Here is a 20634-nt window from a genome sequence, read left to right as displayed (position 1 = left end):
GCCGGATAGGTTCGCGAGACAACCGAACACTTCGCCGCTGCAACCGCCGCGGGAGAGTCCCCACCCTGGTGGCGGGGCGCCGAAGGAGCAACTTCTCCCTCAGAATCTCTCAGGCTCAGGTACCGCGACCGGTCAGGCGACTCTGGAAAGCCGGTCCGCCGCCAGCGGTCCGCGCCCACGGTGCAAACCGCTCCGGCGGTGAACCTCTCAGGCCCCATGACAGAGCGAGGGAGGCCCACCCGCTACCACAGGAGCCTCCTTCGTGCGACGCACCGCGCTGTTCGACGTCCATTCCCACCTGGGCGCGGCCTTCACAGATTTCGCCGGCTGGTCGATGCCGCTGCGCTACGGCAGTGATCTGGCCGAGCACCACACCGTCCGGGAGAGCGCGGGCCTGTTCGATCTGAGCCACATGGGCCGGATCCGGGTGTCCGGTGATCCCGCGTTCCTCGACTGGGCGCTGGTCGGCCGGATGTCGGCGGTGAAGGTGGGTCGCGCCAAGTACACGATGCTGTGCCACACCACCGGCGGGGTCCTCGACGACCTGGTGGTCTACCGGCTGGCCGAGCGGGAGTTCCTGGTGGTGGCGAACGCGGCCAACGCCGCGGTGGTGCGGGCCATGCTGGGTGAGCATGCCAACGGGTACGCCGTACGCATCGACGAACAGCCCGGCGCCCTGATCGCGGTGCAGGGCCCGATGGCGCTGGACGTGCTCGGTACCGGTGCCGACCTGCCCTACTACGGCATTCGCCCGGACCGGCTGGACGGCCGGGAGGTGCTGCTGGCCCGTACCGGCTACACCGGCGAGGACGGCTTCGAGATCTACTGCTCGGCCGGGGACGCTCCGGCGATCTGGGAGTGGGCGGCCGCGCGGGGTGCCCGTCCGTGCGGGCTGGCCTGCCGGGACACGTTGCGCTTGGAGGCCGGAATGCCCCTGTACGGCCATGAGCTGTCGGTGCGCTCGACCCCGTTCCACGCCGGGCTGGGCCGGGTGGTGGCACTGGACAAGCCGGACTTCGTGGGTGCCGCGGCGCTGCGGTCGGTGGCCGCCGCCGGCCCGGAGACGCTGCTCGCCGGGCTGGTGACCGAGGGCCGCCGGGCGCCCCGGGCCGGTTACCGGGTGCTGCACGAGGGCACTGACGTCGGTGTGGTGACCAGTGGCGCCCTCTCCCCCACGCTCGGCCATCCGGTGGCGATGGCCCAGGTTCCGGCCACTCTGGCCGAACCGGGAACCAAACTCGCGGTCGACATCCGCGGCACCCGGGTCGACGCCGAGGTCGTCGCCCTGCCCTTCTACCGCCGTACCCGCTGAGGAGCCGACCATGATTCCCGAGAACCTGCGCTACAGCCGTGACCACGAGTGGCTGACCGAGGGCTCGCCGGCGACGGTCGGTGTGACGGCGTTCGCCGCCGACGCGCTGGGTGACGTCGTGTTCGTCGAGCTTCCGGAGCCGGGCACGCTGGTCAAGGCCGGTGACCCGTGCGGCGAGATCGAGTCGACGAAGTCGGTGAGCGAGGTCTACGCCCCCGCCGACGGTGAGATCATCGAAGTCAACGTCACCCTGAGCGACGAGCCGGGCCTGATCAACACCGATCCGTACGGCGCGGGCTGGCTCTTCAGGCTCCGCGTGACCGGCGACCCGGATCTGCTGGACGCGGCCGGCTACACCGCCCTGGTGTCATGACGGTCTCGGTCTTCGACCTGTTCTCCGTCGGGATCGGGCCGTCCAGTTCGCACACGGTCGGCCCGATGCGGGCGGCGAGCATGTTCGCCGCCCGTCTGGCCGGTGTGGACGGGGTGACGCGGGTGCGGGCCGAGCTGTTCGGTTCGCTGGGTGCCACCGGTCACGGGCACGGCACGCCGAAGGCGGTGCTGCTGGGGCTCACCGGCGCCGATCCGGAGACGGTCGACGTGACGACCGCCGACGAGCGGGCCGCCCGCATCCACGCGGAGGGCCGGCTGACGCTGCCGCACGGTCCGGCGGTCGAGGTGGATCTGGTGCTGCACCGGCGGCGGACGCTGCCGGAGCACCCCAACGGGATGGTTTTCGCCGCCTTCGGCGCCGACGGCACGCAGCTGTTGGCCAAGACCTATTTCTCGGTCGGCGGCGGCTTCGTGGTCCCCCAGGAGCACTCCGGCGTACGGGATACGCGCGCGCGTGTCCCGTACGCCTTCTCGTCGGGTGCGGAACTGTTGTCGCTCACCCGGACCACCGGTCTGTCGATCGCCCGGCTGATGCTGGCGAACGAGGCCGCCGCGCGGCCAGAGGCCGAGGTCCGCGCCGGGCTGCTGCGCATCTGGCAGGTGATGCGCGACTGTGTGGCGGCCGGCCTGGACGCCGAGGGTGTGCTGCCGGGCAGTTTGAAGGTGCGCCGCCGGGCGGCCGGGATCGCCCGGCAGCTGCGGGCGTCGGGTCATCGGGACGAGCTGGCGATGGAGTGGCTGACCGTCTATGCGATGGCGGTGAACGAGGAGAACGCGGCCGGCGGTCGGGTGGTGACCGCGCCGACGAACGGTGCGGCCGGGATCATTCCGGCGGTGCTGCACTACTCGGGCGCGCAGGGCGACGACGTGGTGCGGTTCCTGTTGACGGCGGGCGCGATCGGGCTGCTGTTCAAGCGCAACGCCAGCATCTCCGGCGCCGAGGTGGGCTGCCAGGGCGAGGTGGGCTCGGCGTGCGCGATGGCGGCGGCCGGGCTGGCCGAGGTGCTCGGCGGCACCCCGGAACAGGTGGAGAACGCCGCCGAGATCGGCATGGAACACAACCTGGGCCTGACCTGCGACCCGGTCGGCGGGCTCGTGCAGATCCCGTGCATCGAGCGCAACGGCATGGCCGCGGTCAAGGCGGTCACCGCCGCGAAGATGGCGCTGCGCGGCGACGGCCGCCACCACGTCTCCCTCGACAAGGTCATCAAGACCATGAAGGAGACCGGCGCCGACATGAAGATCAAGTACAAGGAGACGGCCCGGGGCGGACTGGCGGTCAACGTCATCGAGTGCTGAGGTCCGGAGACGGACGGCGGGTGCGTTTTCCGGGACAGGGATGCCTCATTCTGTTCGATGTCCGTTGAAATTGGCCGCAGATGGACTTCGCGCGTGATGGGAGATCGATGTCGACGGTGATGGTTGTCGATGACGACCCGGCCTGCCGGGATTTCCTGCGCACGTTGCTGGGCTATCGGGGGCATCAGACGTGTGAGGCCGCCGACGGCGGCACCGCGTTGTCACTGGCCCGGCGGCGCCCACCGGATGCGGTGATCACCGATGTCATGATGCCGCATCTCGACGGCTACGAACTGGCTCGCCTCCTGCGTGTCCAGCCGGCGACCCGCCACATTCCGATCGTGTTCAGCACCGCGCACTACGGCCACGACGAGATCGAGCCGATGGCCCGTGCCTGCGGCGTCCGGGATGTCATCTTCAAACCGGCGCAACCGGGCATGGTGCTGGCGACGATCGACGCCCTCCTGGGATCCGGAAACGCCGCGGAGCAGGCGGCCGGGCTCGCCGGACCGGTCGAAGCGGCCGGGGGCGTGCCGCTGGGCCGGCAACCGGCCGACGATCTGTCGGATCACTGGCGGGATCTGGCCACGGACTGCGCCGACCGGTTGGCCGAGACCCACCAGCTCACCAGATCCGGCCTGTGGGATGTCGACCCGGATTCCGGCGTGATCGTGCTGTCCAGCGGCTTGTGCGACCTGCTCGGGCTTCCGTCCGCCAGGGTGCCCCTCGAACAGTTGCGGCAGCGTGTGCATCCGGACGATCTCGCCAGGTTGCTGACCATCGCCGGGAAGGTTTGGCGGACGGGAGAATCCGACCGGACCGAGATTCGCGTCGCGGCCATGGACGGCGTCGTCCATGAACTGATCGTGTCGTGCCGGGCGACCGCGCCGGGCCGGCGGCCCGGCCAGCCGCCGCGGACCATGCGGGGGGTCGCCCAGGACGTCACCCAGATCCGCCATGCCCAGCGCGCCGCCCAGCAGACGCAGGCGCAGTGGCACGCGGAGCGCCGCGCCGCCGACTCGTTCCACCGGGCCGTGCTACCGAGGGAACTGCCCGCGGCGACCGGTGTGGAGCTGGGCGCGATCTATCTGGCCGCCCCGGAACGGCTGGACATCGGTACCGGCTGGTACGACGTCCAGCAGGTGCACGGTGGCCGGATCCTGCTGTCGGTCGGTGAGGTGGCCGGCCACGACCAGCCGGCCGCGGCGGCGATCGCCTCGATTCTCGCGGCGCTCCGGGCGTACGCCCACGAGGATCCCGATCCGGGCCGCCTGCTGACCCGGCTCAACCGGCTGCTGATCGCCAGTCTTCCGGGCGACACGTTCGCCACCGCTGTCGTCGCGATCTACGATCCGGAGACCGGCTGTCTGTGTCTGGCGAACGCCGGTCATCCCGTACCCCTGCTGCTCATGCCCGGCGAAGCCGGTGATCCGGCGGTGGTCGCGCTGCGGCGGGAGGACCCGGCGCTGGGCGTCTTCCCGGACGCGGAGTTCTCCGGGCAGCACCTGGCCATGCCCGCGGGTACGGTGCTGTGCGCGTACACCGATGGTTTGACCGACCGTCACAGCGGTCCGCAGGTGTCCGACGCGCGACGGCTGCCGCAGGTCGTCGCGCGGGCCTTCGATGAGCTCCAGGCTGACCGCTCGTGGCAGCTGCCGGACGCCCAGGAGTTCGCCGAACGGATCGTCCGGGAGATGCTCGGCGGAGGCTCCCCCGACGACGACGTCTGCCTCGCCGTTCTCTGGGTGCCCGGGCAGGCCGCCGGACGATAGGTCAGCGCCGGCCCGCTCCGAGCGAGTGGTCCACGAGCCGGAGCAGGTCCTCGACGTCGTACGGCTTGGTCAGGCAGCACAGCGCGCCTTGGGCCAGGACCCGTTGGTGGACGGCGTCGTCGGTTTCGCCGCTGACCACGATCACCGGGATGGCACGGGTGGCCGGTTCGGCCCGCAGCCGGGTGAGCACCTGTTCCCCGCTGATGTCGGGCAGAGTGAGGTCGAGTAGCACCAGGTCCGGGTGAAGCCGGGCGACGCTGTCCAGTCCGGTACGGCCGTCCGGCGCGGAGTCGAACACCACGGCCGGGCGGCTGCTGAGGATGCGTTCGACGAGGATGGTGTTGATGACGCTGTCGTCGATGTAGAGCACGGTGCCCGCCACCGTGGCGTTCTCGGCGTTCCAGGGCTGGTCGGCTGACACCGGAAACCTCAATTCGTCGGGGTCGAAGCGGCACGGGCGTCGAGCACGGCGCGGACCTTCTGGGTGATGCCGGTGGCCGTGTACGGCTTCTCGAGGAAAGCGACGGTCGGGTCGTCCGGGTTGAGGGTGAGCACGCCGCGGGTGTGCGCGGACGTGAAGATCACCGGCAGGCCCGGGCGCATGGCGGTGATCCGGTCGGCCAGTTGCCGGCCGTTCATGCCCGGCATGATGACGTCGGTGACCAGCAGACTGATGTCCGGGTTCCCGCGGACGATCTTGAGGGCCTGACGGCCGTCGGCGCCGGACAGGACGTGATATCCGGCGGTTCGCAGAATCCGTTCGGTCAGCATTCGTACGGCGGCGTCGTCCTCGATGAACAGGATCGTCTCGGTCCCGGTCGCCAGCTGCTGCGGCATGGGCTGAGCGGGGATCTCGACGGCCGGCGCCGTGGTGATCGGCAGGTGCACCTCGACGACGGTGCCTCGTCCCGGTTCCGAGTCCACCCGGATGTGCCCGTCGGCCTGGGACACTATGCCGTACACCGTGGACATTCCCAGGCCGGTGCCCTTGCCCTGCTCCTTGGTGGTGAAGAACGGTTCGAAGATCCGGGCGGCCACCTCGGCGGACATGCCGTCACCGGTGTCGGCGACGGTGATCAGAGCGTATTCCCCGGGCTTGCCGCCGAGCTGAGCGGCCAGTTCCGGGCCGACGTCGACGTGGTCGGTGGCGATGGTCAGAATGCCGCCGCCGGGCATCGCGTCACGGGCGTTGACGGCCAGGTTGACGATCACCTGCTCCAGCTGACCGGGATCGGCTCGTACCGGCAGCGACGGCACCGCGGTCGTCACCACCAGCTCGATGTCCTCGCGGATGAGCCGGTGCAGCATCTCCTCGAGGCCGGTGACCAGGCCCACGACGTTCACCACCCGGACCTCGGTGGCCTGGGTCTGGGAGAAGGCCAGCAGCTGCCGGGTCAGCGCCCCGGCCCGCGTCGCCGCTTCCCGGATCATGGTGAGGTCGCGGGAGGACGCCTCGTCGGCCCGGGCCATCAGCAGGGCCGCGTAGCCGTCGATGACGGTGAGCAGGTTGTTGAAGTCGTGCGCCACCCCGCCGGCGAGCTGGCCCACCGCGTCCAGCTTCTGCGCCTGGCGTAGCTGTGCCTCGACGTTCTTCTGCTCGGTCACGTCGGCGACCATGGCGAGGACACCGTGGTCGCCGGCCCGCGCCGTCAACGCGATCTGCGCCCACATCACCCGGCCGCCGTCGCGGAGCAGCCCGACCTCGAGCCGGCGGGTTCCGCCTTCCACCGCCGCGGCCAGCTCCCGCTCGGCGACCTGGCGGTCCGCCTCGGCCACCAGGTCCACCACAGCCGTTCCCGGCAGCCCGGCGGCCGGCCGGCCCAGCATCTCGGCGAACCGGCTGTTGGCGTAGCCGATCCGTCCGTCGCCGTCGAGGAGCAGCACCCCTTCGCTGGTGGTCTCCACGATGCCGCGGTAACGCTCCTCGCTGGCACGCAGCGTCGCCTCAGCGGCCTGCCGCAGCCGGAGATCCTCGAACACCGCGGCGCCGCGCACCAGCGCCGGGAACCGGCCACGTAACGTCCAGTACCACACCGCGACCGCGGCGGTCGCGAGGTCCCAGCCGACGTTGAAACTCGATCCGAACGCGTGGCGCATGGCGATCCCCGAATGCATTCCCCAGCCGAAATAGGGAAGCATGAGGTGCACCGTATGGGAGCCGTGGTGCACCGCACAGCTGAAGAAAATCGCCGCGGTCGCCAGGCCGAGCGGATTTCTGCGCCATTGCCGTGCGCGCCATAATCCGCGCCCGATAGCGAGCGAGATCGCCAGATAGGCCACGAGAATGATCGCGTTGGCCGAAGCGGCCAGTTGCCAGGGCTCCACGATTCACACACCATCCGACCGCATCGATCGGCCAAGGCCAAACCATATCCACAGGCGAGCGCGGCCGGCTATCGCTCGATCGGGGTACGCCCGTTTCCGGCGCTGTCAGTTCGCCGCCGGGCGGGACAGTTCGTTGATCATCTCCAGCAGCTGCCGGGCGCTCTGCTGGACGAGTTCGAGCTGGCGTTCCTGTTCGTCGTTGAGTGGTCCGGGCAGGCGCAGCAGCAGCGTGCCGGTGAAGCCGATGACGGCTTGCAAGGGGGTACGCAGCTCGTGGCTGGTGCCGGCGGGCAGGACCACCCGGGTACGGTCCGCCGTTTCCGGCCCGGCCGGCGGCCGGCGGGTCTCCCGGACATTCACCGTGGCGCCGCGAACGTCGCGGGAGATGGCGGCGACGCCGACGATCTTGCCGGTGCCGTCGGCGATGGGCGAGACACTCAGCCGGACGGTGAGGGTGCTCCCGTCGCGGTGGATCCGCTCGGTCACGTACTGGTCCAGCTGTTCGCCGCCGGCGATCTGGCGGAGAACCGCCGCCTCGCGGGCCCAGCACCAGCGCGGATAGAGCCTCTCGGCACGCCTGCCGATGATCTCCTCGGCGTGGTAGCCGTAGAGCCGTTCGGCCGCCCGGTTCCAGGCGGTCACCACGCCGTCGAGCGTCCCGCCGACGATCGCGTCGTGCGACGACCGCACGATGTCCGCGAGCCGGACGTCCTCTTCATCGGCCGGTCTTTCCCGGCCCGTGTCCTCGCCGGGAGTGGTCATAAAGGAATCCGCCAGATGCGTTCTCGTGGCAGGGCCGGTGGAATGACCATGCACCAAAACCTTCCGCTGAGGTGACCGACAATTCTCGGCGAATACGCTAGCCCGCCGGCTTCGTCGGCACAATCAACGATCGGCGATGAGATCACCGCAGGATCAGGTGAATACTCGATCCGAGATGGGTGACGACATCGGCCAGGTCGGGTTCGCCGATCAGCAGCCGGGCGGAGAGTTCGGCGCCGGTCGTCTCCAGGGGTTGTGCGCGGCTCCAGCGCCACACCGAGGCGAGGTCCTCGCCGGCGCGCTGCCAGCGGCCGGTGGCGTCCATCCGGTGCACGAAGTCGACCTTGGCGGGCGGCAGCGACAGGACCGTGTCGATCGGCTCGAATCGTCCGGCCCGATAGCGGTCACCGTCCTCGCGGACCAGGATGCCGGCGGCCGCCATGAAAGTCAGCACGTCCCGCTTGCGGCGCACCGGCGGCACGCCGAGCTGGGCGGCGTAGGCGTCGATCTTCGCGCCGGCGGGCAGCGGGTCGTCCATCCAGCCCGGTGCGAACAGGTGCGGCACCACGTACCCGGCCTGCACCTGGTCGGCGGTGACCGGCCCGCCGTGCGCCTCGGCCGCGTTGATCACGACATAGGCCACGGACATCACGTCGTACGGCAGCATCGCGTGCCAGCCGTCGTTGCGGGGCCCGATCGCCGACGTGCCGCGGGCCAGCCAGACCGGCGGTTCGACGTTCCGGTCCGGCCAGAAGCTGATCAGCCAGTCGTAGCGGCGCTCGCCGGCGCCGGGGGCGGCCCGGCGGCGTACCCGGACGCGGAACCACTCCTCGTGCCCGATCTCGAAGTCGACCGGCCCGACACCGCCGGTCAGGGTGGTCAGCGACAGCCCGCCGGAGCTGGACCGGTAGGGCGTCTCCATGGCGTCCGCCCAGTCGGCGTGGTCCTGGGGCGGGGCGGTGTCGTGCAGTTCGAGGACGACGCGGTGGACACCGTCACCGGGCGCCTGCCCGGCGAGCCAGCCACCTCCGGCCCCGGCGAACGTGCCGGCCGGCTCGTCCCCGCGATCCCGGTGCCGCGGCAGGTCCGGATCCTCGTCGCTCCACTCGACGCTGGTGTCACGCAGCACGAGAAGGCTGTACTCCGGCAGGTAGTCATCCTGTTCGAACACCCGCACAACGGCCACGACCCGGCAACTTACCCGAACCTCCCGAAACCCGCCGCCCCGCCGGCGGGGCGGCTCAGCGTCTGGCGATCTTGGACGCTTTCCCACCGGATCGGGTGGCGAACCGCCCATGATCGCGCCATCCGCCGCCCCGGTCTCGCCCATGCTTCTGCGCGTCGTGCCGCGGGCGCATCGGAAGGCGGGGCGCCCCGGCGTGGCTGCGAGAGATGGCGGTGCCGGGTGGTCAGCGGGTGATGACGCGGAAGACCGGGAAGCCGGGGGCGGCGGCCACGATGTCGGCCTCGGGTGAGTCGGCTTTCAGGCCGTCGAAGAAGGCGCCCGTCTCCCACGCCCATTTGCGCAGGTAGAGGCGGATCAGCGGCGGCTTGGCGGCGTCCTCGACCTCGACCGCGGTGAACGGTTCGGTACGGCGGCCGAGGCGGAGTTCCCCTTCTCCGGCGGCTCGCAGGTTGCGTACCCATTGGGTGTGTCCGCGCGGCGCGAGCAGATAGCGCTCGCCCTCGTGGGTGAAGAGATTGACCACCGTCGTGCGGACTTCGCCGCTCGTGCGGCCCCGGACGGCCAGGACGCGGCTGCCGAGCAGGCTGATCCCCCGGGCGGTGAGCCACTTGGCGAAGTCGTTGAACACGTTGCTCGCGCTCTTGGGTGCCAGGTATCGCATGGTTCCTCCCGGATATGTGAGAGCACTGCTCTCGCTTGAGAACAGTGAACAGCAGACACCCGCTCTTCGTCAAGAGCAGTGCTCTCATAATGAGCGAGCGCCTCGATCCCCGCCGGGTGTCCACTCAGACGGCGGTCCCCGGGGGCGATTTCAGCAGCGACGCCACCTCCGGCGGGTAACCGCCACGGCCGGCCCGCTTCGCGGACGCGGCAAGACGAACCAGATCAATGTTGACGCCGGCGGCTCCACTCGGGTCATGCACCTTCAGATGTACGTCAAGATTGACGGAAGTCTCGCCCCACCCTTGCGCCTCAATGTTGATGTGAGCGACCTTCTGTGATCCCAGGTGTGGCAGGTAGCCCAGCGGCGCCATCTGCACCCGATCCGATCCGAGGGCGTTGAGTTTCGACTGCTTCTTCGTGCTCGGGTTCTCGACCAGGTTGCGGAAGTCCTCCGTACCGCCGAGGTTGACCTGGTAGGAGCTGATCAGGGTGAGCCCCCGCTCGTCCAGCAGCCGCAGCAGCGCCCGGTGCACCACCGACGACCCGAACTGGCTGGCCAGGTCGTCCCCGATCAACGGGAGCCCGGCCGCCTCGAACCGCCCGAGCAGCTGCGCATCCCGCGCGACCGGATCGGCGGTGGTGTTGATGAACGCGGCACCCGCCCGCAGCGCGGCCTCGGCGTAGGCAAGCGCCGTCCCGGGCCGCCCGCTGGGCGCCGAGTAGAGCACCACCTCGACCCCGTCGAGCGCGGCCGCCACCTCGTCGATCCCCTCGGCGCCGACCAGCCCGCGGCGCACCGTCACGCCGGCCGGCGGCAGTTCCGCCTCCAGCGGCCCGAAATTGTTGGGCGGCACGAAGATCGCCTCGTGCAGGTCCCGCCCGACCTTGCCGTCCGACAGGGCGAAGGCGGCCACAATGTCGATGTCCCCGACGCCGAGCCCGTCGACCTCCGGGTGCCGGACTCCGACCAGCGTCCCCGTACGCCGATGAAGGTTGACGCCCTGAATCAGGGCCGAGGTGTTGTTGCCGACGCCGACGACCGCCAAGGTAACGTTCTCGATCATGGACGCGACGGTACCCGTCCACAAAGGCGTCGCCGGGTCGTCTACCGCGCCGTGAACGCCTGGGAGAAGAGCGCGTGGTGAGACATACCGATATCGTGCAGGAACTTTTCCGGGCCGTCGCAGGCGGACACCCTGTTCAAATACTTGCGCCATCTCTGGAGGTCGGCGCTCCAGAGATCAACGAAGTCGTGGCACAAGCCGCTGGTGATGTCGGCGCTGCGCCCGCGGGCGGCCAGCAGTGAAGGGCGCATTCGATCGTGGTCGGGCCCGGTCATTTTTCCGATGAGGCTGTCGATGAACTTGCGGCGCCGGTAGAGAACATCGCCCCAGAATCCGGTCCGGCCCGCCTCGTCGATACCCTGCCCGCTGTCGAGCAGCCAGAACAGTCCTTCGGCGAGCGTGTCGCCGAGTTCCTCGGCGACGGCGCGGGCCGGGTTGGCGAAGGGGTCATAGGTGCGCTGCCACATCGTCCCCGCCCGGGCCGCGGTGAACGGGACTCCGTCGCCGAGCAGGAACAGCCAGTCCTCGTTGTAGATGTTCGGGAAGAACGACTTGGTACGGGCGGTGTCGACGATCATCGCGCCGCCGCCGATGAAGGTGTCCTGCGCGCCGCCGACCGCCCGGTACGCGTGACAGACCACCGAGTTGTCCGCGAACCCGTGGTTGGCCAGCCCCACGGCGCGATACCGGTCGGCCAGCCCGGCGATGTGGTGCAGGCGTTTCGGTTCGTCGATATGGATGTCGTCGTCGAGGAAGAGCACTCGCCGCCAGCTCGATCCGCGGGCGAGCACCAGCCCGAGGTTGCGTTTGAGGCTCAGGTCGCTGGCGCCGGCGAACCCACCGGCGCGCAACTGGTGGTCGGTGGCGAAGGACGGCAGCTTCCCGGCGAGCGTACGGTCGACGTCCACCGCCATGAGCGCGGCGCCCTCATGCTGGGCGATCCACCACGCCTGGACGGCGGAGGCGTCCCGGCTGCACAGGGCGACCACCGGGCAGTCGATCTCCTGCCCCACCTGGACGGCGTGCCGCAACGCGCCGGTCTTGGAGGCGGTGGGCACGATGATGGCGTCCAGCCCATGGTCGGGTGGGTCGGCCGGGACGTCCTCGTCGTCGAGTAGGGCGGCGTGCGACGCGTGGTGCATCTCCCCGATGTCGGGGAGAACGGCCAGGCTGGTCACGGTCAGTCCTCCGGCCAGGTGTGCAGGACGGTGCCGGGCGCCGTCCAGTCCGGTGTGGCGGCGACGCCGTTGAGCACCTGGACCCGGAAGAGCAGGCTGAACGTGTCCCCGGTGAAGCGTTGCGCCAGGTAGTCGGCGTTCTTCTCCCGGAAGACGTCGTGGGTGAGGGTGCGAACCGCGCCGTAGACCCCGCTACCGTACATTCCATTGCATACGGTGATCGTCCGTTCCCGGTTCATCGGATTGGGCGCGCGGAAGACGTCTTTCTCCGGCTGGGACCGGCCGAGGAACCGGAACTGCGCGCCGGCCTGCCGGGTGTCCCCCTCCTGCAGCACCTCGAGGTCCTGGAGGGCCACAAGCGCGGCGGCGTCGCCCGGCGGCTGCTCACCGAGGCGGAACAGCATCTCTACACCCTCGGCCACCGGCAGGTCGCGCTCGGCGTCAGCCCGGACAACGAGCCGGCCATCGCCCTCTACCGCAGCCTGCTGTTCACCCTGTGGCGGGCGCAGCCCCTGAAGACCTTCCGTGAGGACCTGCTCGACGACGGCCGGATCGAGCGCGTACCCGAGCTGTGCCTCGTCTTCATCAAACCGCTCAGCCGTCCGTGACCTGGTGGGCGCTGCCCGCCAGCCATTCGCCGAGCCGGCGGCGGAGCCGGCCGCGACGGTAACCGCCGTGCACCGCCCCGGCCGGCGGCGCGTCGAACAGCGATCCCCGGCTGGCCGGCGCCGCCGTGGGACCGGTCACCAGTCTCCTGCTCCACTGGGCCACCGCCGCCTCGGTGGCACGCGGCGCCACCCGGGAGGCGACCAGCGCCAGGTGGGAGACGACTCCGGTGGTGGCCTGCCTGCGCGGGCGGCGGGCGCAGGCGATGATCGTGGCGGCGACACGCTCCGGCGCGTACGCCGGTGGAATGGCCCGCAGCCGGCGGCCCGTGTGGTTGGCGGCCCGCTGGAAGAACGGTGTGTCGATCGGCCCGGGCAGCACGAGACTCACGTGGATGCGGCGGTTTCCGGCGACCGCCTGCCGCAGGTTGAGCGCCAGGCCCCGGATCGCGAACTTGCTCATCGAGTAGAGCGGCACCATCGGGTTCGGGAACAGCGACAGCAACGACCCGACCATCACCAGCGTGCCGTGGCCCTGGGCCTGGAAGGTGGTGACGGCGGCGCGGGCGCACAGCGTGGCGCCGAGGACGTTGGTGTCGATGAGGCGCCGGATCTCGTCCACCGATTCCGAGCCCAGCGGCCCGGCGATGCCGACGGCTGCCGCCTCGATCCAGGTGTCGATGCGCCCGTACCGTCGCACCGCCGCGGTGACCAGCCGTTCGACGGCGTCCGGATCGGCGATGTCGGTCGGCGCCACCAGCACGTCGGCCCCGCGCGCCCGGCACCGTTGTTCCACCTCGGCCAGCGCCTCGCCGCTGCGCGAGACGAGGACCAGTCTGGCTCCTTCGGCGGCGAGCGCGAGCGCGGTGGCACGGCCGACCCCACTCGACGCTCCGGTGACCAGCACCACGGAGTCACGTAGTCGACGCCCGGCCATCACACCTCCCATGACGCTCGGTAGACGCGATCAACGGTCTACCCAGCCGGGCCGGGTTCACTCCCGAACGAGACGTCGACGATGCCGTGCCGGGCCATGACGGCGGCGCGGCGGGACCGGTTCACCGCGCGGACCCGGCCGCGGATGAGGAACAGGTCGATCAGCGTCCACACGCCGAGGCCGCCGAGGGTGAACAGCATCGCGATCGACCGCCCGGTGTCGCCCAGGTAGAAGCGGTGACCGCCGAAGATCCCCGAGAAGACCCAGATGAGGTACGCCACGCGCGCTTCCTTCTTCACCGAGTCGTACTCGGATTCGGCCCGTAGGACGCTGATCCGCTCCCATTCGGGAAGGGCCCTGCTCTCCGTCAACGCCACCTCGTTTCGCGTGAGGAACCACCGCGGGGCGTCCCGGCGAAGGGAGCGCCCCGCGAGCGGAGGATAGGTCAGGCGGACAGCGCCGGGTAGTCGGTGTAACCGGTGTGGTCGCCGCCGAAGGCCTTGCTGTAGTCGGGGGTGTTGTAGGGGCCGCCGGCCGCCAGCCGCGCCGGCAGGTCCGGGTTGGCGAGGAAGAGCCCGCCGAAGGAGAGCAGGTCGGTGGTGCCGTCCTCGATGAGGGCGAGGTCCTCCGGCCCGGTGTACCGCGGGAGGGTGGCCGGGTTCAGGATGAAGGTGCCCGGCCACTGGGCGCGCAGCCGCCGGGTGAGTTCGCGGTCGCCGCTCTCGACCAGGTGCAGGTAGGCGAGCCCGAGCGGGGCGAGCCGTGCGACGAGGGCCGGGTAGATCTCGCCGGCGTTGGTCTCGGTGATGTCGTTGTACGGGTTGTTCGGCGACAGCCGGATGCCGACCTTGTCGGCGCCGATGGCGGCGGCGATCGCGGTGGCCACCTCGACGGCGAACCGGATCCGGCCGTCGGTCGTGCCGCCCCAGCCGTCGGTGCGGTGGTTCACGTTGTCGGACAGGAACTGGTGCACCAGGTAGCCGTTGGCGCCGTGGATCTCCACCCCGTCGAAGCCGGCCGCGATGGCGTTGCGGGCGGCGGCCGCGAAGTCGGCGATGGTGCCGGCGATCTCCGCCTCGGTCAGCTCGTGCGGGGTGACGAAGTCCTGCATGCCGTCGTAGGTGTGCAGTTGCCCGGCGGCCCGGACGGCGGACGGCGCCACCGGGATCAGATCGTCCGGAAGCAGGCTGGGATGGCCGATCCGGCCGCTGTGCATGAGCTGCGCGAAGATCACGCCGCCCTCGGCGTGGACCGCGTCGGTGACCTTGCGCCAGGCGGCGACCTGCTCCTGGCTGTGCAGGCCGGGCGTGTCGGTGTAGCCCTGGCCGACCACCGACGGCTGGATGCCTTCGCTGACGATGAGCCCGGCCGTGGCGCGCTGGGCGTAGTAGGTGGCGGTCAGGTCGGTCGGGCTGTTGCCGGGACCGTGGGCGCGGCTGCGGGTCATCGGCGCCATCACGATGCGGTTGGCCAGCTTGGTGCCGGCGAGGTCGTAGGCGTCGAATGCGTCGGTCATGGGACTGCCCTCCGAGAGAAAGTTCGTGGCGCGAACGAAACTAGTTCGCGGCGCGAATTTCCGCAAGGTAGGATGACGCGCATGACAGCTAGCCCGGGTTTCGGCAACCACCTGGTCTGCCTGTCCACCCTGATCCAGCGGCGGTTCGCACAGATCTGCGCCGAGCACGACCTGACCACCGCGCAGGCCCAGCTGCTCTGTCTCGTCAAGGACCAGCCCCGCGGCATGACCGAGCTGGCCCAGTTGCTCGGTCTGGCCAAACCCGGGCTCAGCGGCCTGATCGACCGCACCGAGCGCCGCGGCCTGGTCCAGCGCACCAGCCAGAACAACGACCGGCGCCTCTGCACCCTGGTCAGCACGCCGCCGGGCAAGGAGATCGGTGACGCGCTCTACGCCGACGTCGCCGCCCGGCTGCCGGAGATGTTCGCGCACCTGTCCCCCGCCGACCGGTGCGCCTTCGAGAAGCTGATCGACGCCGCACTGCACGAGCAGCGATGACGCGCGAGTGGTCCGCCCGGACAACGATTCCCGGCCGGCCGCCCTCGACGCCTACCACCGGCCGTTCCACCAGGCCCGGCACGGGGTCCGGTTCGCGCCGGTCACGGCCGGCTGAGACCGTCCGGGTCGAGCGTCACCCCGTTGCGTACGTCATAGGTTCGTAGCCGCCCGCACATGCCGAGCCGCTCCGTCTCGCTCTGCGGCGCGGTGACCAGCTCGGACTCCCGCAGGTGACGGCCGTCGCCGCGGGCGAGGGCGTCGATCACCGCGCCGGTCCGGCGGGTCTGCGCCTCCACGGTCGACGCCCAGATCTCCCGCCAGCCGCCGGCTCTCGGGCGCACGAGAGCCACCGCGAGGTCGTAGAACTCCTCCAGCGCCGCGGGATCGGCGGCCAGCCGCAGAAAGCCCCGCACGGCGAGATCCCGTCGCTCGTCGACCGGCAGCGCCACCGACGCCCGATAACGATCAGCGTCGGCGACCACCTCGGGCGGGAACGTCATGACCGCGTCGCCGGCTTCCGGCAGCCCCGCGTTCGCCATCACCACCACGATCTGGAGATCACCGTGGTTGACCGCCCGGTGGATCACGCCGGGCGTGAACCACAGCACCGACCCGGCCGACAGCGGCGTCCTCCGGTGACCGGCGGCGTTCAGGGTGTGCAGCTCCCCCGACCCGCCGATCACCACATACGCCTCGGTCGACGCGAGATGCAGGTGCGGGGTGCCGCCGGCCAGCCCGTCCGCGGCGCACACGCCCGGATAGACCGACAGGCGCGTCACCGAGGCGCCACCCGGGAAGACCGCGCCCATCAGGCCGTCTTCCGGGGCGCGCTGAGCGCTTCCCGGCCCATTTCGGCGAGGGTACGGGTGCCCGCGTCGCCGTGATCGCCGGCGGAGACGACGACCGCGTACCGGAAGGAGAGGCTCTGCCCGCCGGGCAGGTCGACCTCCTCGCTGAAGAACGGCGCCGGGTTGAGGCAGGCGAACTCCTGGCTGCGGGTGAACCACTGCGGCGGGTGCCGCGGGTTGGTGGTGTCGTCGACCATCAGCACGGTCGAGGACCGGCCGGACCCGTCGTGCCTGCCGCGGAACGCGAACCAGTCGGCCCGTTTGCCGCGCAGGTCGTCGGCTCCGACGCCGTCCGGCGACTGCACGGTCCCGCCGGTGAACGAGCGTGGCCCCCGCCAGAACAGGCCGCCGTACCCGGCGTTCTCCCGGCCCTTGGTGGTCGGCGACCCGAACGCGAGGGCGCCGCCGGACACGTTGGTCATCCGGGTCTCGAAGACGAGCACCCAGCTCGTGTCGTCGACGACCGTGGCGGTCAGCGCCCGCTGCTCGCTGATCACCGGTTCGCCCTGCTGGGAGGTCCAGTCCAGGTCGTGGACCAGGGTGGCGGTGCGGTCGGTGGCGGACAGTTCGGTCAGGGCCCGGTGCGCGGCCGTGCCGTTGTTCTCCTTCTGCACGTAGAACCGGCCGTGCACGTAGGTGGGGCCGCCCCAGAAGTTGTGCTCGCCGACGTGCGGCAGCGACCAGGCGATGCCCTTGTGCCAGACGTGGTCGTGCGGGCGGTACAGCGACACCAGATCCCCGGCCAGGGTACGGATCGGGTGCAGGTAGGGCTTCGGCGACTCCCGCTGTGGGGTGTCGGGCGCGTACACGTACGAGAAGAGGGGTTTGCCGGAAACGGAAACCGTGACCGACACGCCCAGCCGGTGATCGACGGAGATGGTCATCGGCTGCGTACCGCCCGCCAGGGAGCGCCGGCGCCGTCCATGCGGGCGAAGAACGGGCTGTCCGGTCCGATCTGGCCGGCACGCACCGGGGCGCCGGTGAACGCGGAGGCGTAGATCGCGGCGACGAATTCCATGGTCTGGCGGGTCTCCTCGAGGGTGACCGGTGGTGGGGCGCCGTCGTCGAGCGCGTCCAGAACGGCGGCCAGCTGACCGCCGTGGCCACTCTCGACGGTCGACGGTGACGCGGCCCAGTGGGCGGCGACGGCGGCGTGCCCGGGCGCGGGGGTGACCATCCAGTCGGCGTCGGTGTAGCCGTAGAGGTGCGACAACTCGACCGTGGCGTGGCTGAAATCGAACCGCAGCGCGGAAACCTGCCGCGGCGAGATCACCGAGTTGACCACCGAAGCGACCGTGCCGTCGGCGAACGTGACGAGTGCCATCGACACGTCCTCGGTGTCGACGTCGCGGTCCCGGCGGGCGGCGACCGCGGTGACCTGCTCCCACGGTCCGAGCACCGACAGCAGCAGGTCGAACTGGTGGATGCCGTGGCCCATGGTCGGGCCGCCGCCCTCGGTCTCCCACCGGCCCCGCCACGGCACCTCGAAGTAGGCGGCGTCGCGGAACCAGAGGGTCTCGCAGGTGGCCAGAAGCGGGCGGCCGAGGTCGCCCGCCGCGGCCATCGCCCGCAGCCGGACCGCGCCGGCGCCGAACCGGTGCTGGAAGACCGTCGCCACGTGCGCGCCGGTCGCCCGGGACGCCTCGGCGAGAGTGTCCAGTTCGGCCAGCGACAGGGTAGGCGGCTTCTCCAGGATCACGTTCACGCCGGCTCGCAGGCACTGGAGGGCGAGCGGGGCGTGCGTGGACGGCGGCGTGCACAGGTGCACCAGATCGACGTCACCGGTCTCGAGCAGGCCGGTCAGGTCGGGCGCGACCGTCGGCGCGTCCCAGGCGTCGGCGAACGTGCGTGCCCGTACCTCGTCGAGGTCGACGACGGCGGTGAGGCGCGCCCGGGCCCGGTGCTCGTTCAGGGCTTGCGCATGGGCGGCGGCGATGGCGCCGGTTCCGACGATGGCCGCGCGATAGCGGGATGGCGACATGACCCTCCTTCGCGGGGAGATCGGGTAAAACGTTTCAAGCCGCGGCGGCACACTGTCCCACCGCGGATGGAAAACGTATTCCAGAGTCTGCGGCCGATCACATCGACGGTCAAGCATTTTCGGCCTATCCGCGGCCTCGGTGGCGCGGCGTCAGGTCCGCGACGGCGGTTCGCCAATCCGGATAGCCGAAGGTGAATCCCGCCTCGGCGAGCCGGCCGGGCACCACCCGCCGGCTCTTGAGCAGCAGTTCGGTGTCCGACTGGAGGACGAACGCGCCGATCTCGGCCATCCAGGTGGTGGCCGGCAGCCCGACCGGCATCCGCCAGGCCGACCGCAGCTCCCGCATGAACTCCCGCTGCGGCAAGGGACCGGGCGCGGCCAGATTCACCGCCCCCGCGAGGTCGTCACGGTCGATCAGGAACCGGATGGCCCGGACGAAGTCGTGGTCGTGGATCCACGAGACGTACTGTCCGCCGCCGGCCACCGGTCCGCCCAGGCCGAGGCGCGCGAGCCGGCTGAGCACATCGAAGACGCCACCGCGGTCCGGGCTCATCACCATGGCCGAGCGCAGCGCGACCTTACGCGTACGGGGAGTGGCCGCCCGCTCCTGGGCGGCCTCCCAGTTCTGGGCGATCGCGATGCTGTAGGCCCAGTAGTCGGGCACCCCCTCCTCGTCGCCGCCGATCAGACCGCCGCGCTCGTCGTTGGCCGCGTCGAACCGGTGCGCATAGATGGTGGCGGTGCTCATCTGCAGCCACACCCCGGGTGGCCGGGCCGCCCGGGCGATGGCGTCACCGACGACACGTGCCGACTCCACCCGTGACCTCATCATGGCTTCGAGGTTCTCCGCGGTGTACCGGCAGCTCACGCTGCGTCCCGCCAGGTTGATGACGACATCGCTGCCGTCGATCTCGCCGGCCCAGTCGCCGAGCGTCGAGCCGTCCCAGTAGACCTGGCGCGTGCCCTGTGGGGAACGCGTCAGCACGACGACGTCGTGACCTTCCGCCGTCAGCGCCCGGTTCAGAACCGTGCCGACCTGCCCGCTCCCGCCGGGAATGACGACCTTCATGTGATCCCCTCGCCCATGCCGACCCGCAGTATTGAGCAGTTGCTCAAAACGAAGAGTACGGGCTCTTGAGCGACCGCTCAAGTCTTCGGCGGGCCAGGACCGCCCCTCGGGTACGGCGAAGCATCGAACCCCCATACGACCAGCGCCGCGCCCTGGAATGAGCCCGACGTCACCGTGCTCGGATCAGGCGCCGCCGGAACTCCGGCGGACCACGAGGCGGCCGCTGACCGTCTGGCGGACGCCGGGGCGACCCGGCTGACCGGACGTCAGCGCCAACCGGATGCAACGTTCGCCGATCTCCGCGAACGGCAGGGCGACCGTGGTCAGCCGGGGCGTCACATCGACCGCGAGGGGGATGTCGTCGAAGCCGGTCACCGACAGACGGCCCGGAACGTCCACACCGGCGGCACGGCACGCGGACAGGGCGCCCACCGCGATCGTGTCGTTGACCGCCATCAGCGCGTCGAACTCGCCGGCGTTCTCCTCGAGGAGCCGGGCGGTCGCCGCGTAGCCGCCGGCACGGCTGACCGGGCAGTCCAGCACCCGAATGTCGTGCGGGTGGACGCCGCCGCCGATCAGCCCCTCGAGGAACCCGGCGGTGCGGGCCACCGCGAACGTGCGCTCGCGGGTGCCGGCCAGGACGGCGATCCGGCGGTGACCGGTGGCGGCCAGGTGCTCGCCCATCAGGCGGCCCGAGTCGCGGTCGTCGACGTCGATGGCGTCGAACGGGGCCTCCATGTCGCCGTAGATCACCACCCGTCCGCCGCGCCGCTCGTAGGCGCGCAGTTCCTCGGCGAGCCGCGTCCCGTACGCCGTGGTCGCCCGCCAACTGGACGTGATCACGAGCGCGCGGGGCCGGAACGCGCACACCGTCCGTACCGTCTCCAGCTGCCGCCCCGGATCGCCGCCGGTCGCCGACACGGTGACGAACGCGTCGACGGTCCGCGCCTGCCGTTCCATCGCGGCCACCACCTGCGCGATCGACGGTGTGGTCAGGTCGTCGGCGACCAGCGCGATCGCGTCGCTCTCGCGGCGCATGGCCCGGGCCGCCACGTCGGCGGTGTAACGCAGTCCGGAGGCGGCTTCCAGGACCTTGCGGGCGTTCTCCGCCGAGACCGTACGGGCGCTGCCGCCCAGCACCCGCGAGGCGGTCGCCACCGACACCCCGGCGGCCGCCGCCACCTCCCGCAGGGTGACGGTCGGCCTCGCTGGATGCGGCATGCGGA

Annotated in this window: 22 protein-coding genes and 1 riboswitch; of the genes, 6 read left to right on the top strand and 16 right to left on the bottom strand. The window is 70.8% G+C overall.

Translation table 11 applies throughout. The features are described from left to right. The first annotated feature begins 39 nt into the window (after window positions 1-39). Window positions 40-135, top strand: a riboswitch (glycine riboswitch). 127 nt (window positions 136-262) lie between these two features. From gcvT to J5X75_RS37000, 4 genes are all read left to right on the top strand, one after another. Further along, window positions 263-1312, top strand: coding sequence for a glycine cleavage system aminomethyltransferase GcvT (gene gcvT / locus J5X75_RS37015; protein WP_208472262.1), 1050 nt, complete (start codon window positions 263-265; stop codon window positions 1310-1312). Window positions 1313-1322: 10 nt separating this feature from the next. After that, a complete protein-coding gene (gene gcvH / locus J5X75_RS37010; protein WP_208472261.1) occupies window positions 1323-1685 on the top strand; it encodes a glycine cleavage system protein GcvH in 363 nt (120 codons plus the stop codon). Continuing rightward, on the top strand, window positions 1682-3004 hold the full coding sequence (locus J5X75_RS37005) for an L-serine ammonia-lyase (protein WP_208472260.1): 1323 nt from the start codon (window positions 1682-1684) through the stop codon (window positions 3002-3004). The genes gcvH and J5X75_RS37005 overlap by 4 nt, the downstream gene beginning before the upstream one ends. 107 nt (window positions 3005-3111) lie before the next feature. Further along, window positions 3112-4776: a fused response regulator/phosphatase gene (locus tag J5X75_RS37000; RefSeq protein ID WP_208472259.1), complete on the top strand. Its 1665-nt coding sequence runs from the start codon at window positions 3112-3114 to the stop codon at window positions 4774-4776. 1 nt (window position 4777) lies between these two features. Here J5X75_RS37000 and J5X75_RS36995 read toward each other — a convergent pair whose 3' ends face one another. The 8 genes from J5X75_RS36995 to J5X75_RS36960 all read right to left on the bottom strand — a co-directional run bounded on the left by J5X75_RS36995 (window position 4778) and on the right by J5X75_RS36960 (window position 12157). Then, on the bottom strand, window positions 4778-5197 hold the full coding sequence (locus tag J5X75_RS36995; protein WP_208472258.1) for a response regulator: 420 nt from the start codon (window positions 5195-5197) through the stop codon (window positions 4778-4780). An 8-nt stretch (window positions 5198-5205) separates the two neighbouring features. Continuing rightward, a complete protein-coding gene (locus tag J5X75_RS36990; protein WP_238490608.1) occupies window positions 5206-6915 on the bottom strand; it encodes an ATP-binding protein in 1710 nt (569 codons plus the stop codon). 291 nt (window positions 6916-7206) lie between these two features. Then, window positions 7207-7863, bottom strand: coding sequence for a PAS domain S-box protein (locus J5X75_RS36985; protein WP_208472257.1), 657 nt, complete (start codon window positions 7861-7863; stop codon window positions 7207-7209). A 142-nt stretch (window positions 7864-8005) separates the two neighbouring features. Further along, window positions 8006-9049 (bottom strand): hypothetical protein, encoded by a 1044-nt coding sequence (locus J5X75_RS36980; RefSeq protein ID WP_208472256.1) that lies wholly within the window; start codon window positions 9047-9049, stop codon window positions 8006-8008. Window positions 9050-9272: 223 nt separating this feature from the next. Further along, a complete protein-coding gene (locus J5X75_RS36975) occupies window positions 9273-9710 on the bottom strand; it encodes a nitroreductase family deazaflavin-dependent oxidoreductase (protein WP_208472255.1) in 438 nt (145 codons plus the stop codon). Window positions 9711-9834: 124 nt separating this feature from the next. Continuing rightward, the gene (locus J5X75_RS36970) at window positions 9835-10776 is read right to left on the bottom strand and encodes an inositol-3-phosphate synthase (protein WP_208472254.1); all 942 of its coding nucleotides are present in this window, start codon (window positions 10774-10776) and stop codon (window positions 9835-9837) included. A gap of 41 nt (window positions 10777-10817) precedes the next feature. Beyond that, complete coding sequence (locus J5X75_RS36965) at window positions 10818-11954, bottom strand: hypothetical protein (protein ID WP_208472253.1); 1137 nt, start codon at window positions 11952-11954, stop codon at window positions 10818-10820. A 2-nt stretch (window positions 11955-11956) separates the two neighbouring features. Further along, complete coding sequence (locus J5X75_RS36960) at window positions 11957-12157, bottom strand: hypothetical protein (RefSeq protein WP_208472252.1); 201 nt, start codon at window positions 12155-12157, stop codon at window positions 11957-11959. On the opposite strand from J5X75_RS36960, the gene J5X75_RS36955 reads away from it, so the two are divergent. Further along, a complete protein-coding gene (locus J5X75_RS36955) occupies window positions 12113-12562 on the top strand; it encodes a GNAT family N-acetyltransferase (protein ID WP_208472251.1) in 450 nt (149 codons plus the stop codon). The genes J5X75_RS36960 and J5X75_RS36955 overlap by 45 nt on opposite strands. On the opposite strand, the gene J5X75_RS36950 is transcribed toward J5X75_RS36955, so the two are convergent. From J5X75_RS36950 to J5X75_RS36940, 3 genes are all read right to left on the bottom strand, one after another. Continuing rightward, window positions 12549-13496 (bottom strand): SDR family NAD(P)-dependent oxidoreductase, encoded by a 948-nt coding sequence (locus tag J5X75_RS36950; RefSeq protein WP_238490606.1) that lies wholly within the window; start codon window positions 13494-13496, stop codon window positions 12549-12551. The genes J5X75_RS36955 and J5X75_RS36950 overlap by 14 nt on opposite strands. Before the next feature lie 38 nt (window positions 13497-13534). Next, on the bottom strand, window positions 13535-13867 hold the full coding sequence (locus J5X75_RS36945; RefSeq protein WP_238490605.1) for a TM2 domain-containing protein: 333 nt from the start codon (window positions 13865-13867) through the stop codon (window positions 13535-13537). Window positions 13868-13941: 74 nt separating this feature from the next. Next, the gene (locus J5X75_RS36940; RefSeq protein WP_208472249.1) at window positions 13942-15012 is read right to left on the bottom strand and encodes an alkene reductase; all 1071 of its coding nucleotides are present in this window, start codon (window positions 15010-15012) and stop codon (window positions 13942-13944) included. Window positions 15013-15093: 81 nt separating this feature from the next. Here J5X75_RS36940 and J5X75_RS36935 point away from each other — a divergent pair, with 81 nt between their 5' ends. Then, window positions 15094-15510: a MarR family winged helix-turn-helix transcriptional regulator gene (locus J5X75_RS36935; RefSeq protein ID WP_208472248.1), complete on the top strand. Its 417-nt coding sequence runs from the start codon at window positions 15094-15096 to the stop codon at window positions 15508-15510. A 101-nt stretch (window positions 15511-15611) separates the two neighbouring features. Here J5X75_RS36935 and J5X75_RS36930 read toward each other — a convergent pair whose 3' ends face one another. From J5X75_RS36930 to J5X75_RS36910, 5 genes are all read right to left on the bottom strand, one after another. Next, complete coding sequence (locus J5X75_RS36930; RefSeq protein ID WP_208472247.1) at window positions 15612-16319, bottom strand: cupin domain-containing protein; 708 nt, start codon at window positions 16317-16319, stop codon at window positions 15612-15614. Then, window positions 16319-17242 carry a DUF6807 domain-containing protein gene (locus tag J5X75_RS36925; RefSeq protein ID WP_208472246.1) on the bottom strand — a complete coding sequence of 308 codons (924 nt, stop codon included), beginning with the start codon at window positions 17240-17242 and terminating at the stop codon, window positions 16319-16321. The genes J5X75_RS36930 and J5X75_RS36925 overlap by 1 nt, the downstream gene beginning before the upstream one ends. Next, on the bottom strand, window positions 17239-18339 hold the full coding sequence (locus J5X75_RS36920; protein WP_208472245.1) for a Gfo/Idh/MocA family protein: 1101 nt from the start codon (window positions 18337-18339) through the stop codon (window positions 17239-17241). Before J5X75_RS36920 ends, J5X75_RS36925 begins: the two co-directional genes overlap by 4 nt. 124 nt (window positions 18340-18463) lie before the next feature. Next, window positions 18464-19408, bottom strand: coding sequence for a TIGR01777 family oxidoreductase (locus J5X75_RS36915; RefSeq protein WP_208472244.1), 945 nt, complete (start codon window positions 19406-19408; stop codon window positions 18464-18466). Window positions 19409-19591: 183 nt separating this feature from the next. Beyond that, window positions 19592-20629 carry a LacI family DNA-binding transcriptional regulator gene (locus J5X75_RS36910; protein ID WP_208472243.1) on the bottom strand — a complete coding sequence of 346 codons (1038 nt, stop codon included), beginning with the start codon at window positions 20627-20629 and terminating at the stop codon, window positions 19592-19594. Window positions 20630-20634: the final 5 nt, after the last annotated feature.

Origin of the sequence: Actinoplanes flavus, from assembly GCF_017592555.1 — a bacterium.
Taxonomy (GTDB): Bacteria; Actinomycetota; Actinomycetes; order Mycobacteriales; family Micromonosporaceae; genus Actinoplanes; species Actinoplanes flavus.
The sequence above is the reverse complement of the archived record's forward strand: the minus strand, read 5'-3'. Positions and strand labels throughout refer to the sequence as shown.